At 69.4% G+C, this 16,399-nt stretch carries 17 protein-coding genes; 6 read left to right on the forward strand and 11 right to left on the reverse strand.

Features of this window, described 5'->3' with window-relative positions; genetic code table 11:
* Positions 1-29: 29 nt before the first annotated feature.
* Entirely contained in the window at positions 30-917 is an 888-nt protein-coding gene (locus TY25_RS09805) for an amidohydrolase family protein (RefSeq protein ID WP_042255694.1), read from the reverse strand.
* Between the two features lie 2 nt (positions 918-919).
* Positions 920-1,975, reverse strand: a complete 1,056-nt coding sequence (locus TY25_RS09810) for a nucleoside hydrolase (RefSeq protein ID WP_275451567.1) — start codon at positions 1,973-1,975, stop codon at positions 920-922.
* A gap of 99 nt (positions 1,976-2,074) precedes the next feature.
* Here TY25_RS09810 and TY25_RS09815 point away from each other — a divergent pair, with 99 nt between their 5' ends.
* A complete protein-coding gene (locus TY25_RS09815; protein ID WP_042255618.1) occupies positions 2,075-2,659 on the forward strand; it encodes a TetR/AcrR family transcriptional regulator in 585 nt (194 codons plus the stop codon).
* 21 nt (positions 2,660-2,680) lie between these two features.
* Here the strand turns inward: TY25_RS09815 and TY25_RS09820 are convergent, their stop codons facing one another.
* Together TY25_RS09820 and TY25_RS09825 are read right to left on the reverse strand one after the other, a co-directional pair.
* Positions 2,681-4,237, reverse strand: a complete 1,557-nt coding sequence (locus tag TY25_RS09820; protein WP_042255619.1) for an MFS transporter — start codon at positions 4,235-4,237, stop codon at positions 2,681-2,683.
* A 304-nt stretch (positions 4,238-4,541) separates the two neighbouring features.
* A complete protein-coding gene (locus tag TY25_RS09825; RefSeq protein WP_081868785.1) occupies positions 4,542-5,888 on the reverse strand; it encodes a CoA transferase in 1,347 nt (448 codons plus the stop codon).
* Positions 5,889-5,934: 46 nt separating this feature from the next.
* Here TY25_RS09825 and TY25_RS09830 point away from each other — a divergent pair, with 46 nt between their 5' ends.
* The gene (locus tag TY25_RS09830) at positions 5,935-6,702 is read left to right on the forward strand and encodes a thioesterase II family protein (RefSeq protein ID WP_042255620.1); all 768 of its coding nucleotides are present in this window, start codon (positions 5,935-5,937) and stop codon (positions 6,700-6,702) included.
* A 28-nt stretch (positions 6,703-6,730) separates the two neighbouring features.
* Here TY25_RS09830 and TY25_RS09835 read toward each other — a convergent pair whose 3' ends face one another.
* From TY25_RS09835 to TY25_RS09860, 6 genes are all read right to left on the reverse strand, one after another.
* Complete coding sequence (locus TY25_RS09835) at positions 6,731-7,120, reverse strand: DUF2784 domain-containing protein (RefSeq protein WP_042255621.1); 390 nt, start codon at positions 7,118-7,120, stop codon at positions 6,731-6,733.
* A gap of 23 nt (positions 7,121-7,143) precedes the next feature.
* On the reverse strand, positions 7,144-8,574 hold the full coding sequence (locus TY25_RS09840; protein WP_042255622.1) for an SDR family NAD(P)-dependent oxidoreductase: 1,431 nt from the start codon (positions 8,572-8,574) through the stop codon (positions 7,144-7,146).
* A gap of 97 nt (positions 8,575-8,671) precedes the next feature.
* Complete coding sequence (locus tag TY25_RS09845; RefSeq protein ID WP_042255623.1) at positions 8,672-9,373, reverse strand: hypothetical protein; 702 nt, start codon at positions 9,371-9,373, stop codon at positions 8,672-8,674.
* A gap of 149 nt (positions 9,374-9,522) precedes the next feature.
* On the reverse strand, positions 9,523-11,046 hold the full coding sequence (locus TY25_RS09850; protein WP_042255624.1) for a hypothetical protein: 1,524 nt from the start codon (positions 11,044-11,046) through the stop codon (positions 9,523-9,525).
* Positions 11,043-11,258 carry a hypothetical protein gene (locus TY25_RS09855; protein ID WP_042255625.1) on the reverse strand — a complete coding sequence of 72 codons (216 nt, stop codon included), beginning with the start codon at positions 11,256-11,258 and terminating at the stop codon, positions 11,043-11,045. The genes TY25_RS09850 and TY25_RS09855 overlap by 4 nt, the downstream gene beginning before the upstream one ends.
* Positions 11,259-11,320: 62 nt before the next feature.
* Complete coding sequence (locus TY25_RS09860; protein WP_042255626.1) at positions 11,321-12,250, reverse strand: alpha/beta fold hydrolase; 930 nt, start codon at positions 12,248-12,250, stop codon at positions 11,321-11,323.
* A 172-nt stretch (positions 12,251-12,422) separates the two neighbouring features.
* On the opposite strand from TY25_RS09860, the gene TY25_RS09865 reads away from it, so the two are divergent.
* The 3 genes from TY25_RS09865 to TY25_RS09875 all read left to right on the forward strand — a co-directional run bounded on the left by TY25_RS09865 (position 12,423) and on the right by TY25_RS09875 (position 14,995).
* The gene (locus TY25_RS09865; protein ID WP_226887357.1) at positions 12,423-13,109 is read left to right on the forward strand and encodes a TetR/AcrR family transcriptional regulator; all 687 of its coding nucleotides are present in this window, start codon (positions 12,423-12,425) and stop codon (positions 13,107-13,109) included.
* A gap of 103 nt (positions 13,110-13,212) precedes the next feature.
* The gene (locus tag TY25_RS09870; protein ID WP_042255627.1) at positions 13,213-14,358 is read left to right on the forward strand and encodes an acyl-CoA dehydrogenase family protein; all 1,146 of its coding nucleotides are present in this window, start codon (positions 13,213-13,215) and stop codon (positions 14,356-14,358) included.
* Complete coding sequence (locus TY25_RS09875) at positions 14,342-14,995, forward strand: TetR/AcrR family transcriptional regulator (protein WP_014984775.1); 654 nt, start codon at positions 14,342-14,344, stop codon at positions 14,993-14,995. The genes TY25_RS09870 and TY25_RS09875 overlap by 17 nt, the downstream gene beginning before the upstream one ends.
* Before the next feature lie 20 nt (positions 14,996-15,015).
* Here TY25_RS09875 and TY25_RS09880 read toward each other — a convergent pair whose 3' ends face one another.
* Positions 15,016-15,375, reverse strand: coding sequence for a hypothetical protein (locus TY25_RS09880; RefSeq protein ID WP_042255628.1), 360 nt, complete (start codon positions 15,373-15,375; stop codon positions 15,016-15,018).
* Between the two features lie 253 nt (positions 15,376-15,628).
* Here TY25_RS09880 and TY25_RS09885 point away from each other — a divergent pair, with 253 nt between their 5' ends.
* Complete coding sequence (locus tag TY25_RS09885; RefSeq protein WP_042255629.1) at positions 15,629-16,399, forward strand: DUF4190 domain-containing protein; 771 nt, start codon at positions 15,629-15,631, stop codon at positions 16,397-16,399.

Consider the following 16,399-nt stretch of genomic DNA (forward strand, 5'->3'; position numbering starts at 1 on the left):
GCGCGTTTCACCGTCTCGGCCGTCTGACGCTATTCGAGATCGAACAGTTCCGCGGCATTGCGGTAGCAGACCCGGCGCAGCCAATCATCGCCCATATCCAGTCGTTCCAGCGCGTATACGGCGTGGTCGTAGGTGTAGGGAATGTTCGGGAAATCGCTGCCGAAGAGAATGCGGTCGCCGAGGGTCTGCATCCGGCCGCGTTCGGTGTCGGGAAATGGATCGACTTCTTCGAAGAAATCGGTGAATGTCATGGTCGTGTCCAACCGGAGCTGCGGGTATTCCTCGGCCAGATCGAAGAATTCGGTGTACTCCGGCGCGCCCATGTGCGCGACGATGAGCTGCAGTCGCGGAAAGCGGCGCAGCAGTGCGGCAATGGGCGCGGGCCCGGTGAATTCGCCGGGGACGGGCCCGGATCCGCAATGGATCAGCACCGGTGTCGCGGACTCCTGCAGCAACGCCCACACGCGATCGAGCAACGGATCGCCGGGATGGAAACGACCGACCTGGATGTGCACCTTGAACAATCGCGCACCACGCTCCAGCGCCGTGCGCACGTAGTCCTCGGCGCCGGGCTCCGGGTAGAAGGTGGCGGTGTGCAGGCAATCCGGTGTGCGCTCGGCGAATTCGGCGGTCCACTCGTTGAGCCAGGCTGCCATCTCCGGCTTGTGCGGGTAGACCAGGGCGCTGAACGCGCGAACACCGAAGCCGCGCAACGTCTTCAATCGCACCTGCTCGTCGTCGCGGTAGGCGATGGGCCAGGCGCGGGCGGTGAGCGGACCGGCGGCGTCGAAGTAGGCCCACACCTTCTGCATCACCGGTTCCGGCATGAAATGGGTGTGCACGTCGATGATTCCGGGCAGGCCGAGCCGGGCGCGGAACTCGGCGAGATACGCGGTGTCGTCCTGGTCGCCGCTCACGGTCACTCCTGTCGCTGATCGGGCGCGGGCGGGTGGACGGCCCGCGCGAAATCGCCGATCCGGCTGATCAGGCGATCGAAGAACAAGTCCTGGTCGGTGCCGATCACGATGTCCGCGTTGGGTTCACGGCCCCACATGCCGGCCCAGTCGGCCACCGTCGTCGCGCGGGTCAGCGTTCCGGCCAACTCGACGTCGACGGTCGCGGGCCGGGTGACGGCCGAGGCCGGGTCGAGCGCGACCGCCGCCGCGAACGGGTCGTGCATGTGCGCGAGATAGCCGAGGTCGTAGTGCTGGTGGAAGTCGAAGTAGAACCGCACCGCGTCCGTGACGTGCCGGACGATCGGGTTGCTCGCCGCCGACCTGGTCTCGACCGGATCGGCCGGTGAAACCGTTTCGACCGGAAGACTGCCCGCTCGTTCGGCGAGCAATGCCAGATGCTTCGGGCGCATCTCGATGGTTTCGGTGATGTCCAGCGCGCACACGATCGGCCTGCGGTCGGGCGGGGCGGCGGAGAACGCGTCGAACACCTCCTTGGCGGCCTCGGGGTCGACGTGCACGTTCCATTCGTTGGTGGGCGTGGTGTTGCCGGGGTGATTGAACGCGCCGCCCATGATCACCAGGCGGTGCAGCAAGATCGGCAGGTCGGGCTCCAGCCGCAGCGCGAGCGCCAGGTTGGTGAGCGGTCCGGTGCACAGCCCGACGATCGCGCCGGGGTGGGCGCGCACCAGATCGACCCACATCTGCGCGGCGCTGCGCGGTGACAGCGAACGATCCGACGCGGGCAGTTCGGCATAGCCGACACCTTGCGGGCCGTGGGTGTCCTCGGTGGTGCGCAGCGGGATCGCGAGCGGTGTCAGCGCACCGAGTGCGACCTCGATCTCGGGTGCGCCGCACACGTCCAGCCAGGCGAGGTTGTTCGCCGCGACCTGCGGCGCGGGCACATTGCCCGCGGTCGACGCGATGCCGATGATCTGCGCCTCGGAGGAGGCGAGCAGGTAGAGCAGCGCGAGGGAATCGTCGACCCCGGTATCGACGTCCATGATGATCTTCTGCCGCACTCCACGAGACTAGCCGCGGCGTGCCGCACGCTCACCGCCCGGGACCTGTGTGGCACGGGTGTCTGGCACAAATGTCTGATCACGTTGTAACCTGGCCGGATGGGAAACCGGGAAGATCTGCTGGCGGGTGCGCGCAAAGCCATCGTCGAGCGCGGCGTCGCCAAGACCACGGCCAGGGATATCGCGGCCGCCGCGGGCGTGAGCCTGGCCGCGATCGGCTACCACTTCGGTTCCAAGGAGCAGTTGATCACCGAGGCGCTCGCCGACGCGCTCGGCACGGCGATCGGCGACAACATGGAGTCGATGATCCGGGAGGCCAGCGGTGTTCCGCTGCTCGCGGGGTTCGCGCAGCTGTGGAACGGCATGCCCGAGGTGTTCGCGCAGAACCGGGACAGCATGGTCGCCAGCATGGAGAACATCGTGCGGGTCGCGCGGTCGAGTGAGGCGAAGGATTTCTACGCCGAGAGCCTGCCGACGATCTACCGCGAGATGGGCGCGGCGCTGCGGACGGCTCACCCGAACCTCACCGAGGAGCAGGCCGAGTCGATCGCCCAGCTGTATTTCGTGCTGGCGCAAGGGCTCGGCGTGCTCTGGGTGATCGCCCCGAACGGCGCACTGCCGGACGGGAACCGGCTGGCCGAGGCGCTGACGGCGATCGCGGGCGACCGCGCCGGGGGCGAATGACCGGCCGGAACCCGTTGCCGCTCAGTGCTCTTCGTTCAGCACGCCCGCCGGGACGTGCCGCAGGCGCAGCACCGCGATCACCGAAAGAACAACGGCCGCGACCGCGGTGATACCGGCCGTGACGTGCACGCCGTGCAGAAACGCCTCCCGCGCCGCGAGCAGCACCGCCTCGCCGAGTTCGCCGGGCAGCCCCGCGCTCGTTTCCACCGCGGCACCGAGGGTGTCGCGCACGGAGCGGCCGGCCTCGGCGGACAGTCCGGCGGGCAAAGTCTCGGCCAGGTCGCCCCGGTACAGCGCGATGCTGATGCTGCCGAGAATCGAAATGCCCAGTGCGCCGCCGAGTTCCGCGCCGGTCTCGGACACGCCCGAGGCCGCCCCGGCCTGCTCCGGCGGGGCGGAGCCGACGATCAGCTCGGTGGTGATGCCGAACACCGGCGCCAACCCGAGCGAGCTGACGATCGACGCGGCGACGGCGAGCGCGAGGCTGTCCGTGACGGCGATCTGCGTCATCATCACCATACCGACCGCGGTCGCGGCCATGCCGGCGCCGATCACGTACGCGGGCCGCACCACTCGCACGATGCGCGGCGCGAGCTGGGAACCGACGATGAAGCCCAAGCCCGAGGGCGCCATCGCGATGCCGGTGCCGAGCGGGGAGAGCCCGAGCACCAGCTGGAAGTACTGTGCGACGAACAGGAAGTAGCCGAACGCGACGAAGATGCCGACCACGTTGATCAGCAACGCGATCCGGAACGTGCCGAGCCGGAACAGCCGCAGGTCGAGCATCGGGTCGGGCCTGCGCAACTGCCTGCGCACGAACACTATTCCCGCCGCGACACCCGCCGCCAGTGCGAGCAGCGCGGTACCGCCGATGCCGTCCTGCGCGATCTTCTTCATGCCGAACACCAGCGCGATCATGGTCGCGACACACAGCGCCGCGCTCACCGGATCCAGGGTGGCGGCGGCATCGTCACGGAACTCCGGCAGCACCTTGGGTCCGATCACCAGCAGCAGGGCCATCACCGGCACCGCGAGCAGGAAAACCGAACCCCACCAGAAGTATTCGAGCAGCACGCCGCCGAACAGTGGGCCCACCGCGCCGCCCGCGGAGAACGCGCCGATCCACACACCGACCGCGACCGAGCGCTGCCGCATATCGCGAAACATGTTGAAAATCAACGACAACGTGGACGGCGCCAGAGTTGCGCCCGCGATACCGAGCAGCGCCCGGCACAGGATCAGGGTCTCGGCGGTGGGCGCGAAGGCGGCGATCACCGAGACCACCGCGAAGGCCGCGGCGCCGGCGAGCAGGAGCCGGCGGCGTCCGATGCGATCGCCGAGCGTGCCCATCGTGATCAGCAGTCCGGCCACCATGAAGCCGTAGATGTCGATGATCCACAGCAGCTGCGAGCTGGTCGGGTGCAGGTCGGCGCTGATCATCGGCACGGCCAGGTGCAGCACCGTGAGGTCCATCGCGTAGACGAGACAGGCGAGGGCGAGCACGCCGAGCCCGATCCACTCGCGTCGCCCGGCTCGGGGCAGCGCCGCGCCCGGGGTGCGGTCGAGGGTGCTGTCCACGGGGCCGGTCCTTCTGCTGCGATGTCCAGGAGCGTCATGCCTGTTCTGACGAGACAAGCAGTTCCATCTCATCGGTCACCGACCGGAAACCGCAAACGATTTTCCGCACCCCGCACCCCGCACCCCGCACCCCGCACCCCGCACCCCGCACCCGACCACCCTGCCGCCCGCCCCCCGCAGCCCGGAGCCGACCGGCCCGCAGCTCACAGCCCGGAGCCGACCGGCCTGCAGCTCACCACGGCACGTGGCCCAGCACAGCCCGCAGTTCACACCCGACCAGCCGCAGGCGATCGCAGACCGGCGACTAATGCGTCCGCAACGGCCAGGCGGGCCGGTCGTTGCCATAGGCAGGGGCGGGCCACGTATATGCGGGGTACTCCGCGATCGCCGGTGCGGCGGTGCACGCTTCCCCGTGGTACACCGCGGTCGCGGGATCGGGCGCGGCCGCCTGCGGGTGGCGCGGCGTCCGGTCCGGCGCGTTGAGTAGCCAGGAAGCGGTGCGCGCCAACGACACTCGCACGTCGCGGCCGATCCCGTCGGTGGCGCGCGCGGTGAGCGCGTCGATCACGCCCGCCGCGAGCAGGTAGCCGGACGCGTGATCGAGCGCCTGGGCGGGCAGCGTGCCGGGCACCGCGGGCGCGCCCTCGGCGATCGCGATGCCGGAGGCCGCCTGCACGATGCTGTCGAAGCCACGCCGGCCACCCCACGGCCCGAACTCGCCCCATGCCGAGACCCGCCCGTGGATGAGCCCGGGGCGTCTGGCCGCGGTGACCCCCGCGTGCGCGAGCGCGCCGGGCCGATAACCGGTGACCAGCACGTCCGCGGCGGTGAGCAGGTCGTTGAACTGGGGCAACCGATCGCGCAGATCCAGCAGCGTGGACCGCTTGCCCTGCCCGGTGTCGGCGTACTGCCACGGGATCTCGGGCAGGTGCGGCGGATCGACCCGCAGCACCTCCGCGCCGAGCAGGGCGAGGGTCCTGGTGGCGACGGGTCCGGCGATCACCCGGGTCAGGTCGAGCACGCGCAGGCCGCGCAGTGGCTGGAAAGGTGCTGCGCCCATGGGCAATCCGGGTTCGCCACGGTCGGGGCGGCGTTCGATCGCGACGACCGGCCCGGCCGCGGCGGAGCGCCCCGCGGGGCTCTGCGCCCACTCTTGTTCGGTGCGCACCCGTACCGCGATCGCGCCGTGCGCGGCGGCGTGATCTTCGATATCGGCGGCCCGGCTCATCGCCATCTGTGCGACCGCGAGATCTACGGGCGCGTCGATCGGCAGCCCGAGCGCGGTGAGCAACCGGTCGCGGTGGTGCGGATAGTTGGCGTGCGTGCGGACCCATCCGTCGTAGGTGGGGAAGAACCCGGAGAGGTCGGCGAACATAGTCGCGGGCGCACCGTGGAAGCGCAGCAGGCGTTCGCTGGAGAACGCGGCGGTGATCCGGACGGGATCGATGCGGTGCGCCACCGGATCCAGGCCGCGGATCGTGCGCAGGCGATTGGCCGCGGCGGTGAGCGCGGCGACCGATCCGGCGGCCAGTGCCCAGACCGGTAGTGTCGCAGCGAGATTGCTGCCGGGTTCGGGGGCAGGCGTAATGGCGGAGGGGGTGACACCGATTCCGGCTTCGTAGTCGTGGACCAGCCGTGTGTGCGCGTTCACGCGAACGAGCGTAATAGTTCCAGCTGAGAAGGAGATCTCCGTGGGCATGAAGATCGAGTCGGGCGAGTGGCTGCGGGTGCTGCGGGCCGACCCGGCTCCCCGCCGCTACCTGCTGTGTTTGCCGCCGGGCGGCGGTCCCGCCACCGCATATCGTGAATTCGCACAATGTTTCGGCGCGGGCACGGCGGTGCTGGCGGTGCAGTATCCGGGCAGGCAGGACCGCCTCGGCGAGGCGCCGATCACGGATCTGTGCGCGCTCGCGGACCGGATTGCCGAAGCGGTGCTGCGGCACGGAAACCTCGACGGGCTCGCGCTGTTCGGTCACAGCATGGGCGCGACGGTGGCGTTCGAGACGGCGCGGCGGCTCGAGCGCGGCGGCCAGGCGCTCACGGCCCTGTTCGTGTCCGGCCGTCCCGCACCGGCTTTCGCGGAGACGCAACGGTTGCACCTCGGCTCGGACGAGGACCTGATCAAGGATCTCGAACGCCTGGCCGCCGACCCCGCGCCGATCCAAATGCTGCGGGACGAACCGAGTCTCGCGGAACTGGTGCTGCCCGCCGTGCGCGGCGACTACCAGGCCGTCGAAACCTATCGGTACACCCCGGGTGACCAACTGGCCGTCGATATCGCCGCGCTCGTCAGCACTGGCGATCCCACCATGCGACCGGAGCAGGCCGACGAGTGGCGCGAGTTCACCAGCGGAACCTTCGAGCGCACAACCTTTCCCGGCGGCCACTTCTTCGTGGACGAACGCCCCACGGCGGTGGCAGAAGTGGTCGCGGCCCGGCTGGGCCAAGAGCGTTCGCCCGCGTGATAGCCGAGATGTATTGCCGCGAAGGGAACTAGCGGGCCACCGGGAGGCGGGTGGCCGGTCCGGCCGCCCGCCGCCGCAGCACGGCATAGCCCACCCAGGAGAGCGCGACGACCACCGCGACGAGCACCCGGACCGCGCCGAGCGCGTTCTCCGGATAGATCACCCCGGTGAGGTAGTGGTCGATGAAACCGCTGGGCGGCAGCCCGGCCTCGCCCGCTCGGTGGCGCGCCCAATTCTCCAGATGGGTGAGCGGGCAGTCGATCCCGAACAGCACCGTGCTGAACCCCCAGCCGAACGCGAGCAGGTGCAGCCAGAGGGTGCGCGGCCACCGCCACGCCAGGTATCCACCGGCCACCACGTACGCCACGAACGCGAAATGCGCGGCGGCGGTGGCATCGGCGAGCAGCCGATACAGCACAGCACCAGCTTAGCGATCAGGCCTCACCACGGTGAAGGCTGATAGTCCTTGAGGAAGCAACCGTAGAGGTCGGTGCCCTGCTCGCCCTGCACGATCGGGTCGTAGACCCGGGCGGCGCCGTCGACCAGGTCCAACGGGGCGTGGAAGCCCTCTTCGGCCAGGCGCATCTTCGTGTAGTGCGGGCGCTCGTCGGTGATCCACCCGGTGTCGACCGCGGTCATCAGGATGCCGTCGGCCTCGAGCATTTCGCGAGCGCTGGTGCGCGTCAACATGTTCAGCGCCGCTTTGGCCATATTGGTGTGCGGATGGCCGGGGCCCTTGTAGGCCCGGGAGAACTGGCCCTCCATCGCGGACACGTTGACGATGTACTTGCGGCGGGCGGCGGCCGCGGCCATGGCCGGCCGCAGGCGCGACACCAGGATGAACGGCGCGACCGAATTGCACAGCTGCACCTCGAGCAGTTCGGTGGGGTCGACCTCGGCGACGGTCTGCACCCAGCTGTTGGTGTGCGCGAGGTCGGGCACCAGACCGCCGGCGTCGATCGCGACGCCCCGCGAAATGCGTTCGGGGGTGGCCGATCCCGCGACCAGCGCGAGTTCGGCGATATCGGCGGCGGACAGCGTCGGGGTGAGCGAGGCGGTGAGCGCGGTGGGGTGTGCCTGCATCGTCTTGCCGAAGGTGACCAGCTCGGGCAGCAGGCCCGCGGGCAGCGGTCCGGATTCGGCGTCGACCAGCGCGCTGTAGGCGCCGGGGGAGCGGCGCACGGTCTGGGCGGCGTTGTTGATCAGGATGTCCAGCGGTCCCTGTGCCGCCACGTCGTCGGCGAGCGCGACGACCTGGGCGGGATCGCGCAGGTCGATGCCGACCACGCGCAACCGGTGCAGCCAGTCGGCGCTGTCCTCCATCGCGGCGAAGCGGCGGACCGCGTCGTTCGGGAACCGGGTGGTGATCGTGGTGTGCGCGCCGTCGCGCAGCAATCGCAGCGCTATGTACATGCCGATCTTGGCCCGGCCACCGGTGAGCAGGGCACGGCGCCCGGTCAGATCGGCCCGTGCGTCCCGCTTGCCGTGGCTGCGCGCGGCGCATTCCGGGCACAGCTGGTGATAGAACGCATCGACCTGGGTGTACTTCTGCTTGCAGATGTAGCAGGGGCGCGGGCGGATCAGCGTGCCCGCGCTGGCGCCCGCCGCGCTCGAGGCCAGCGGGATGCCCGCAGTCTCGTCGTCGATCCGCTGCGGCGAGCCGGTCGCGGTCGCGGCGACGACCTCGCGATCGGCCGCCGACACCGCCGCCCTGGCCTCGGTGCGCCGCCGCTGCTTGAGCTTCTTGAACATGTGGCCGACCGCGCGCTGCACCGCCACCGAGTCGGGATGGTCCTTCTCCAGTTGCCCGGCCTTGTCCAGTACGCGCAGACAGGTCGCGAGCTCGTCCGGATCAATCATGCTTTCGGCCATCGGTGGTACAGGCATCCTTTTGCTGAGCTGGGAAATCGACCCGCTCATTGTCGCAAACGCGCGAACCGGGTTGCCGCCCGGTTGCCTGCTCGGGCCGTCATGCGCGCAGCAGCCGCAGCGTCGTGTCCGCGGTTGCGCGCAGCAGCTCGATCGCTTCGGCGGTGGTCGGCGGCCTGCTGGTGGGGGTGGCTGTGACCGAGGACAGGCGCAGCCAGCTGATCTCGTAGGTGGTCCAGCCGTGGCGGACGGCGAGGGTGATGCTGGTCGGCCGGGTGCCGCCCGCGCTCTTGCGTTGTACGAGATACGCCTCGTCGCCGAGGCCGGGCAGCGCGGTGATCTCGTCGTCCTCGGACAGCGGGGCCTGTGTCCAGGTCTGGAACCGGGCGGTGAATTCGGGGCCGGGATCGGTCTGTTTGTGCACCACGGCCCGCACCTTCACCGTGCTGTCGTCGCCACGATCGAGCGCGCCGGGCGTGCTGAGCCGAATCGTGCACGTCATCGTGTCGACGGCCGGGTGCAGCAGGGTTTGGTGCAGTGGGTATTTCGGGCCGGTCGCACTAGTGGGCGCGAGGGTGAATCCAGCGCGCAGATAGGGCGCGGTATCGGTGATCGCGCAGAGGTTGTCGACGTGGTGATAGCCCCGCAGATCGGGTGCGGCGGGGGCGGTTCGGTCGGTGCCGGAGGTGGTGAGCGAGGCGGCGACCCAGATTGCCGAGACGGCCGCCGCCGCACCCAGCGCCCACTGCCAGCTCTTGCCGTGCGTGGACCCGCGCCAGGTCAGCGCGCGTCGCGGCGGCACCGTGCCGTCCGGATAGGGCCGTGGTGGTGCCGCCGGTGTCAGCGGCTGGTCCAGCCAGCCCGTGTAGTCGGGGCGCGAGGGCCCCGAACCCCCGATCCCGTCATCGCCCCGAAAATATCACCTCATCCGACGTCGCGCGGGGGTTCGGATCAGGGCCGGCCGGCCCGCAGATTTTCCGCGGCGGCGGTGCGGCCGAGCTGGTCGGCACGTTCGGTGAGGCGGGCGAGCAACGGCGCCGGGATTTCCGCGCGGACCTCGATCAGCCCGTCCCACACCACTTTCGGGGTGTCCGCGGTGAGCGCGGCCAGGAACTCGTCGAGATCGTCCATGCCGTCGATGATTTCGAGCACCCTGGCCCGGCCCTCGGCATCCTGCGCGAGCGCGATCTCGACGAGGGTGTCGATATTGTCGCTGCGCGCCGCGACGAGCACGGCGGCCAAGAGCTGTGCGCGGCTCAGATCGCCGATGCAGGACGCCAGGATCGGGGTCGCGGTCGCCGGCAGTGCGTCGACCAAAGGCAAAGCCTGGGACCAGAGTTCGTGTTCGGCGGTGGTGCCGATCACCGCGCGCAGCACGTCCGGGTCCTGCATGATCGGCAAGCCCGCCATGCGCCTGCGGTCGGTGTCGGTCATCGCCAAGGCGATCGGCAACATCGCGCTCCACAGACCTGCTGCGTCGGCCTGGGTGACCAGCTCGCCGAGTTCGTCGTCCGGCTTGTCGGCCAGGCGCGCGGCCAGGATGGCCAGCTGCTCCGGTTGCAGGTGCACTGCCAGCGGCAGCAGATCGAGCCAGAAGCCCTTCTGCAACGCGGCGTTCATGATCGAGGCGAGCACCGATTCCTCCTGTACCGCAGGTCTTTCGGCGAAAGCCCGTAAGCTGTCCGGGCTCATCGCGCTGGTCACCGGCAGCAGCGAAGCCCAGGCGTCCAGCGCGCGGACGGCCTCGATCAGGCCGTCCAGCACCGCGCCGCCGAGTGCAGCCGCGAGATCGCCGAGCGCGGCGCGGTTCTCGGGACCGACGCTGTCGAGCAGATCGAGACCCTCTGTCCACAGGTCTTGTTCGTGCGCCGCCCGGATCACTCCGGCGAGCCGGTCGGTGAACAAACCCATCAGCCGGTCCAGTGCGGACTTGTCCTCCATGAGAAAACCGACGCGCAACAGATCGGCATCGCTGAGCACCGGTGCCGCGGCGCGCATCGTTTCCTCCGGCACGACGCCGACGAACCGGCTCATGGTCACATGGTCGTCGAGCCGCAACAGTTCCCGGGCCACGTCGGCGACCAGCCTGGTAGGCACCGACGCGATGATGTCGGCGGTGCGGCGCGGGTCCAGCTGGGCCGCGGTCTCGGCGAGAAAGCGAGCGGGTAGCGCCTTCGCGATATCGATCGCACGGGCCGGTTCGACCGATCCGGCGACGGCCGCGCACAGCACCGGTCCGAACGCGCGCTCGGCGGCCTTGGCGCTGATCACGGTCGGCACCAACTTCGTCGCCGCCGCGACCCGCCGCATCCGCGCGGCGTCGCGATCGAAGAGCAGGTCGGTGGCGCGTTCCCGGAACGCCCGGATCGCCTCGGGCGAAAGGCTGTGCAGGAACGCAAGATCCGCCGGGTCGGCGATATCCAGCAGGCGCGCGAGTTTGGTCGTTTCCGCGCGCACCATGAGTTGCGCGCTCATAAGCCGAGCGCCTTCTTCACGGCCGGTCGCATCAGCCGGGGGATCAGCTGCAGCGAGGATTCCACCGCCGCGCCGAGGCGTTCGCCGCGGGCGCGGACGGCGGTGCGCAGCAGGCGGTCGAGCTCGGCGAGGTCGGCCTCGGTGAGCCGGCCGAACTCGTCGGGCAGCGGTGCGCCGAGGGTCTGGGTCAGCGGGTGCGCAGGGTCCGGCATGGCATCTCCGTATCGGTGTCGAATTATGTTGCGCGCGGCCGTGTTCCGGCGGGCGTGCGGGATCAGCTGCTGCGCGGGGTGATCGCGGCCCGGTCGGCGCGCAGGTCGTCGACGAAGTTGGCGATCGCCTCGGCGACCAGCAGCGGTTCGGTGACCGGCAGCCAGTGGTCCGCGGGCACGGCGCAGCGCCAGAGCCGGTCCACCCAGCGGATCGAGGTGTCGTAGATGGCGGCGGGCACGAACGGATCGGTGGAGTCCACCAGCAGTTGCACCGGCACCGCGGTGCGCCGCAACCGCGGGCGGCGCAGATGATGCAGCAGGTTGGCCTGCGCGATCCGCCCGCCGGAGACGAGGTCGGTGCGCCAGGTGCGGGCGATCCGGGCCGGGATCGGCGAGAGCCCGCCGAGCCGCTCGACCAGCAACGTCCGCACCCGCGGCGGGTACAGCCGCCGCGCGACGGGGATCGGCCGCAACGTCCAGCGCGCGCCGTGCAGCCACCAGCCGAGATCGCCGAGCATGCCTTTGGCGTGCGGCGCGACCGCGCGCAGCCACAGTCCCAGATGATCGAGGTTGGGTCCGGAAATGGCGGTGAACGAGGCGATCCGGGTGTTCGCCCGCGGATCGCACACCGCCTCCCACAGTTGCACCGCGCCCCAGCCGTGGCCGCAGGTGTGCACCGGCTGCTTCGGGCTCGCCGCGTCGATCACCGCGAAGAAGTCGGCGGCCAGCCGGTCCAGGCGGAAGTCCGCGAGCAAGGCCGGAGTGTCTGATCTGCCGTGCCCGCGCACGTCGTAGGTGATCACCCGGAAGCCGTCGCTCAGCAGGGCGGCGACGGTGGCCCACACGCGATGGGTGTCGGTGAGGCCGTGCACGAGAACCAAGGGTTCGGCCGCGGGGTCGCCCCATTCGAAAACGGCGAGATCGGCGCCGTCGGCGGTCACCGTCCACTGCCGGTCCGGGCGCGGCGTATCGGTGTCGATCAGGTTGGTCATGTTGTCAGCCTCGTTCGGGGGCGAGCTGCCGGCCGGTCACCAGGTGCCGTACCGCCAGTACGTTTTCCGATACCGACAGTACGAAGTAAACCCGGGCAAGGCGAGGGGTACGCCCAGACTATGGCGTACCTCACGTCGATAACCGTACTGGCAGTACGTGTATGCTGCGGTCGTGCCCCGTCCCAGCTCCCGACCCTCGGCGACCTCCCGTGCGGAGATCGTCGATGCCGCGATCCGGGTGATCGACCGGGCCGGGCCGCGGCCGAGCATGGACGACATCGCCCGCGAAGCCGCGATGACGAAGCCGCGCCTGTATCGGCAGTTCGCCGACAAGGCTGATCTCTACACCGAGATCGGCAACCGGATGGCGAAGTCGGCCGCGGCCGCCGCGGGCAACGATCTGACGCTCCTGCTGCAGCCTCCGCGCGCCGCGCTGCGCCGGGTGCTGACGGGTTATGCCGACAGTATTCTGCAGCATCCCAATGTCTTTCGCTTCCTAGGCCAGGCTCAGGTGACCCAGCAGTCCGACGGCACGGTGCTGCAATTCGACCTCGGCCGCGCCGCCTCGGACCGTTTTGCCCGGCAGGCGCGCGAGATCGCCGAGTCCATTCCGATCGAGACCGCGGGCATCGACTATCTGTCGCGCGCGGTGGTCGGCGTGGTCGTCTCGATCACCGATCTCTGGCTGGCCGATCCGGCGCCCTCGACGCGCACCGCGGAATTCGTCGACCAGGCCACCGAATTCGTGTGGGGACTGATCGATGGTTTCCTGCGCAGGCAGGGCATCTCCGCGGATCCGGACACCCCGATACTCGCCTCGCTCACCGCCGTCAATCAGGCGCAGCGGCCCACGGGCTGACCGCTTTCGCTTCCGGCAGCGCACCCATGTGCCCGCCTTGTTGACAGCTTGCCAATAGTGCGCGAATCTGATGCGGAAGCACCGAGCGAGCAAAGGATCTGAGATGGCACGCGCCGCATGGAGTGACGACGAGGTCGAAGCGGTTCGCGACCTGGCGAAGGCGTTCTTCGAAAAGGAGGTGGTCCCGCACGAGGAGAAGTTCGTCGCGCAGGGTCATCCGGACCGTGCGCTGTACAACCGCGCGGGCGAGCTGGGCCTGCTGTGCACCGCCATCCCGGCCGAATACGGTGGTGGCGGCGGCACCTTCGCGCACGAGGCGGCGATCATCGAGGAGCAGACCCGGGCGGGCGACGGTGCCTTGGGCATGCCGGTGCACACCTCGATCATCGCGCCCTACATCAAGGAATTCGGGACCGAGGAACTCAAGCGCCGCGTGCTGCCCAAGGCGGCCGCGGGCGAGATCGTGCTCTCCATCGGCATGACCGAACCGAGCACCGGGTCCGACCTGCAGAACATCAAGACCCGCGCGGTGCGCGAGGGCGACGAATACGTCATCACCGGTTCGAAGATCTTCATCACCAACGGCTGGCTCTGCGACGGCATCATCATCGCCGCCAAGACCGATCCGACCAAGGGCGCGGCCGGTGTCTCGCTGATCTACGCCGACGTGTCCGACGACACTCCCGGCTTCAAGCGCGGCCGCATCCTGAACAAGATCGGCGGTAAGGCGCAGGACACCGCCGAGCTGTTCTTCGACGGCCTGCGGGTGCCCGCGACGAACCTGCTCGGCGCGTCCGAGGGCCTCGGCTTCTATCAGATGATGCAGATGCTGGCGCAGGAACGCCTGGTCACGGGCATTATCGCGGTTGCGATGATGGAGCAGGCCGTGCAGCTCACGATCGACTACACGAAGGGCCGCGAGGCGTTCGGCAAGCCGCTGTTCGCGATGCAGAACACCAAGTTCGAACTCGCGGAGTGCGCCACCCTCGCCAAGATCAGCCGCACTTTCCTGGACGACTGCATCGGAAAACACCTGCGTGGGGAGCTGGACATCCCGACTGCGGCGATGTCGAAGTACTGGCTCACCGATCAGCTGGGTATCGTGGTTGACCGCTGCCTGCAACTGTTCGGCGGCTACGGCTACATGACGGAGTATCCGATTTCGCAGCTTTACACCGGCGCCCGCGTCCTGCGCATCCTGGCGGGTAGCAACGAGGTGATGAAGGATCTCATTGCCCGGTCTCTCTGATACCACGAGTGAGACCGCGGACGGTGCTGCGTCGCCGCGCCGGCGCCGGCTCGAACCCGACGAGCGGCGCGCGCAGATCCTCGCGTGCGCGATCGACATGTTCGGCGAGCGGCCCTACGCCGCGGTCTCGACCGCCGAGCTGGCGCAGCGCGCCGGGGTGGCCCGCGGTCTGATCAACCACTACTTCGGCAACAAGCGCGATCTGTATCTCGCGGTCGTGCGCCGGATGGTGACGCTGCCCAAGCTGGACGACATGATCGTGCCCACCGGCACCGAGCGCGAGCGAGTCGACGCAAGTGTGCACTGGCTGCTGGACACCATCGCCGAACACGGCAGCACCTGGGTGAAGGTGACCAGTCACGAGGGCGTCGGCGACGACCCCGAGGTGCAGCAGATCCTCGATCAGGCCGACGATGCCGCGGCCGAACGGTTGCTGCTCATGATCGGCTTGGCCGATTCGGCACGCAGTGCGGCATTGCGCGCGATGGTCCGCGCCTACGGTGGGCTGGTGAAAGTGGCGGGGCGCGAATGGATCACCCGCGCCACCCTGACCCGGCCGCAGGTGCACGATCTGCTCGCCGACATGCTGATGACCCTGGTCACCGAATCGCTGCCGCGGGTGGACCGCAGGCACTGAGCGTGCCCGCGGTCGCGCGGTCAGCTGCCCGTTTCCGGGACCACCTCGGCGGCCGACGGGGCCGCGCTGTAGCGCACCGGCCGTAGCGTGCCCGGTGCGTGCCCCTGCCGCCCGTACTTCAGCTCGATGACTTCCGAGCGCCGGTGCTCGACCAACAGCGCACCGACACCGAGGATCCAGAGCGTCGCGGTCGCGATCGCGCCGATCTGGACCCATTCGCTGAATCCGTACCCGGCCGCGGTGAGCGTGCACGCCATCGCGACGATGCCGAGTGCGCACAGGATCAAACCGGGCACGTTGTAGTTGTCGCCGAGCAGATCGCCGGCTTGCGCATGCCACGGCCGATCGTCGCGGCCGTCGGGGTCGGTGCTACCGAACATGGTTCCTCCTGAGAGTCAGCGCAAGATCAGTGACACGGAGCGCGTGCGAGACCGCACGGTGTGCTCAGCATGAACCGTCCTTGCACGAAACCGCGCGCAACGTTGTCGGTTCGTTATTACGGTTGCATCACCGTATTTCGACCTTTCGGATGTTCCGGTCGCCGCCGGACCCCTATTGTGGGTCGGGATATCGGGGCGGGTCCGGATCGTCCGAGGTTCCTGCGCGGTGTGTGGTGTGGAGAGGGAACCTGGCATGGCACGGGCAGAACGCCGTGAAACGGAACGCTGGCCTGCGGCAGCGCAGCAGGACGATCGGTGGCCGGAGGCGGCGGAGGAGCAGCGCTGGGCCGAACCCGACCCCGACGAGCGGTGGCAGGAGCCCGCGCCGAGCCGGCGCCGCACCGGACGGCTGCGGGTGGAGATCCCGCCCATCGTCAACCCCTACGCGATCGTGGCGCTGGTGGCGGCGTTGCTCGGGTTGTTCCCGGTCGCGATCGTGTTCGGCTTCATCGCCTTCTCACATCCGCGGGGCCGGGTGATGGCGCTGTTCGCGCTGCTGATCGGCGTGGCCGAGGTGACGGCCCTGGTGGGGTTCTTCGTGCTGGCCGGAAACGTGTTGCCGGACAGCGTGACCCGGGCGACCAAGCCGACGATGAACCTGTCCGCGCAGGCCACGACGGATCGACCGGCGCCGCCGGCGATCACCACCGTGGTCCCGCCGTCCGCGGCCCCGAGCGTGACCGCCACCTCGGCGAGTCAGAGCAATCTGAAGAAGGGCTCGGCCTGTACCGAGTCGCAGGCCGGGCAGATCGGCACCGGGGCGGACGGCACGACGCTGCTCTGCCTGCAAAGCGCGAGCAGCTACCAGTGGTCCGGTCCGGTCAACGTGTCCACGACGACGCAGCAGCCGGGCACGAAATGCGACGGCACCACGGGCAAGACGGCCCGCACCGCCGACGGCCGCGCGCTGATCTGCGAGAACCCCGGGCGCAACGGCACCTGGGCGCTGTGGACGACCGAATAA

Origin of the sequence: Nocardia brasiliensis NBRC 14402 (genome assembly GCF_000308475.2) — a bacterium.
GTDB lineage: Bacteria > Actinomycetota > Actinomycetes > Mycobacteriales > Mycobacteriaceae > Nocardia > Nocardia brasiliensis.

What these genes read in the sequence shown, in the direction of transcription:
- TY25_RS09870 (WP_042255627.1), top strand. Translation starts at nt 13,213, where the DNA reads ATGGCACGCGCCGCATGGAGTGACGACGAGGTCGAAGCGGTTCGCGAC.
- TY25_RS09815 (WP_042255618.1), top strand. Translation starts at nt 2,075, where the DNA reads ATGGGAAACCGGGAAGATCTGCTGGCGGGTGCGCGCAAAGCCATCGTC.
- TY25_RS09855 (WP_042255625.1), bottom strand. Translation starts at nt 11,258, where the DNA reads ATGCCGGACCCTGCGCACCCGCTGACCCAGACCCTCGGCGCACCGCTG.
- TY25_RS09860 (WP_042255626.1), bottom strand. Translation starts at nt 12,250, where the DNA reads ATGACCAACCTGATCGACACCGATACGCCGCGCCCGGACCGGCAGTGG.
- TY25_RS09880 (WP_042255628.1), bottom strand. Translation starts at nt 15,375, where the DNA reads ATGTTCGGTAGCACCGACCCCGACGGCCGCGACGATCGGCCGTGGCAT.
- TY25_RS09840 (WP_042255622.1), bottom strand. Translation starts at nt 8,574, where the DNA reads ATGGCCGAAAGCATGATTGATCCGGACGAGCTCGCGACCTGTCTGCGC.
- TY25_RS09850 (WP_042255624.1), bottom strand. Translation starts at nt 11,046, where the DNA reads ATGAGCGCGCAACTCATGGTGCGCGCGGAAACGACCAAACTCGCGCGC.
- TY25_RS09830 (WP_042255620.1), top strand. Translation starts at nt 5,935, where the DNA reads ATGAAGATCGAGTCGGGCGAGTGGCTGCGGGTGCTGCGGGCCGACCCG.
- TY25_RS09885 (WP_042255629.1), top strand. Translation starts at nt 15,629, where the DNA reads ATGGCACGGGCAGAACGCCGTGAAACGGAACGCTGGCCTGCGGCAGCG.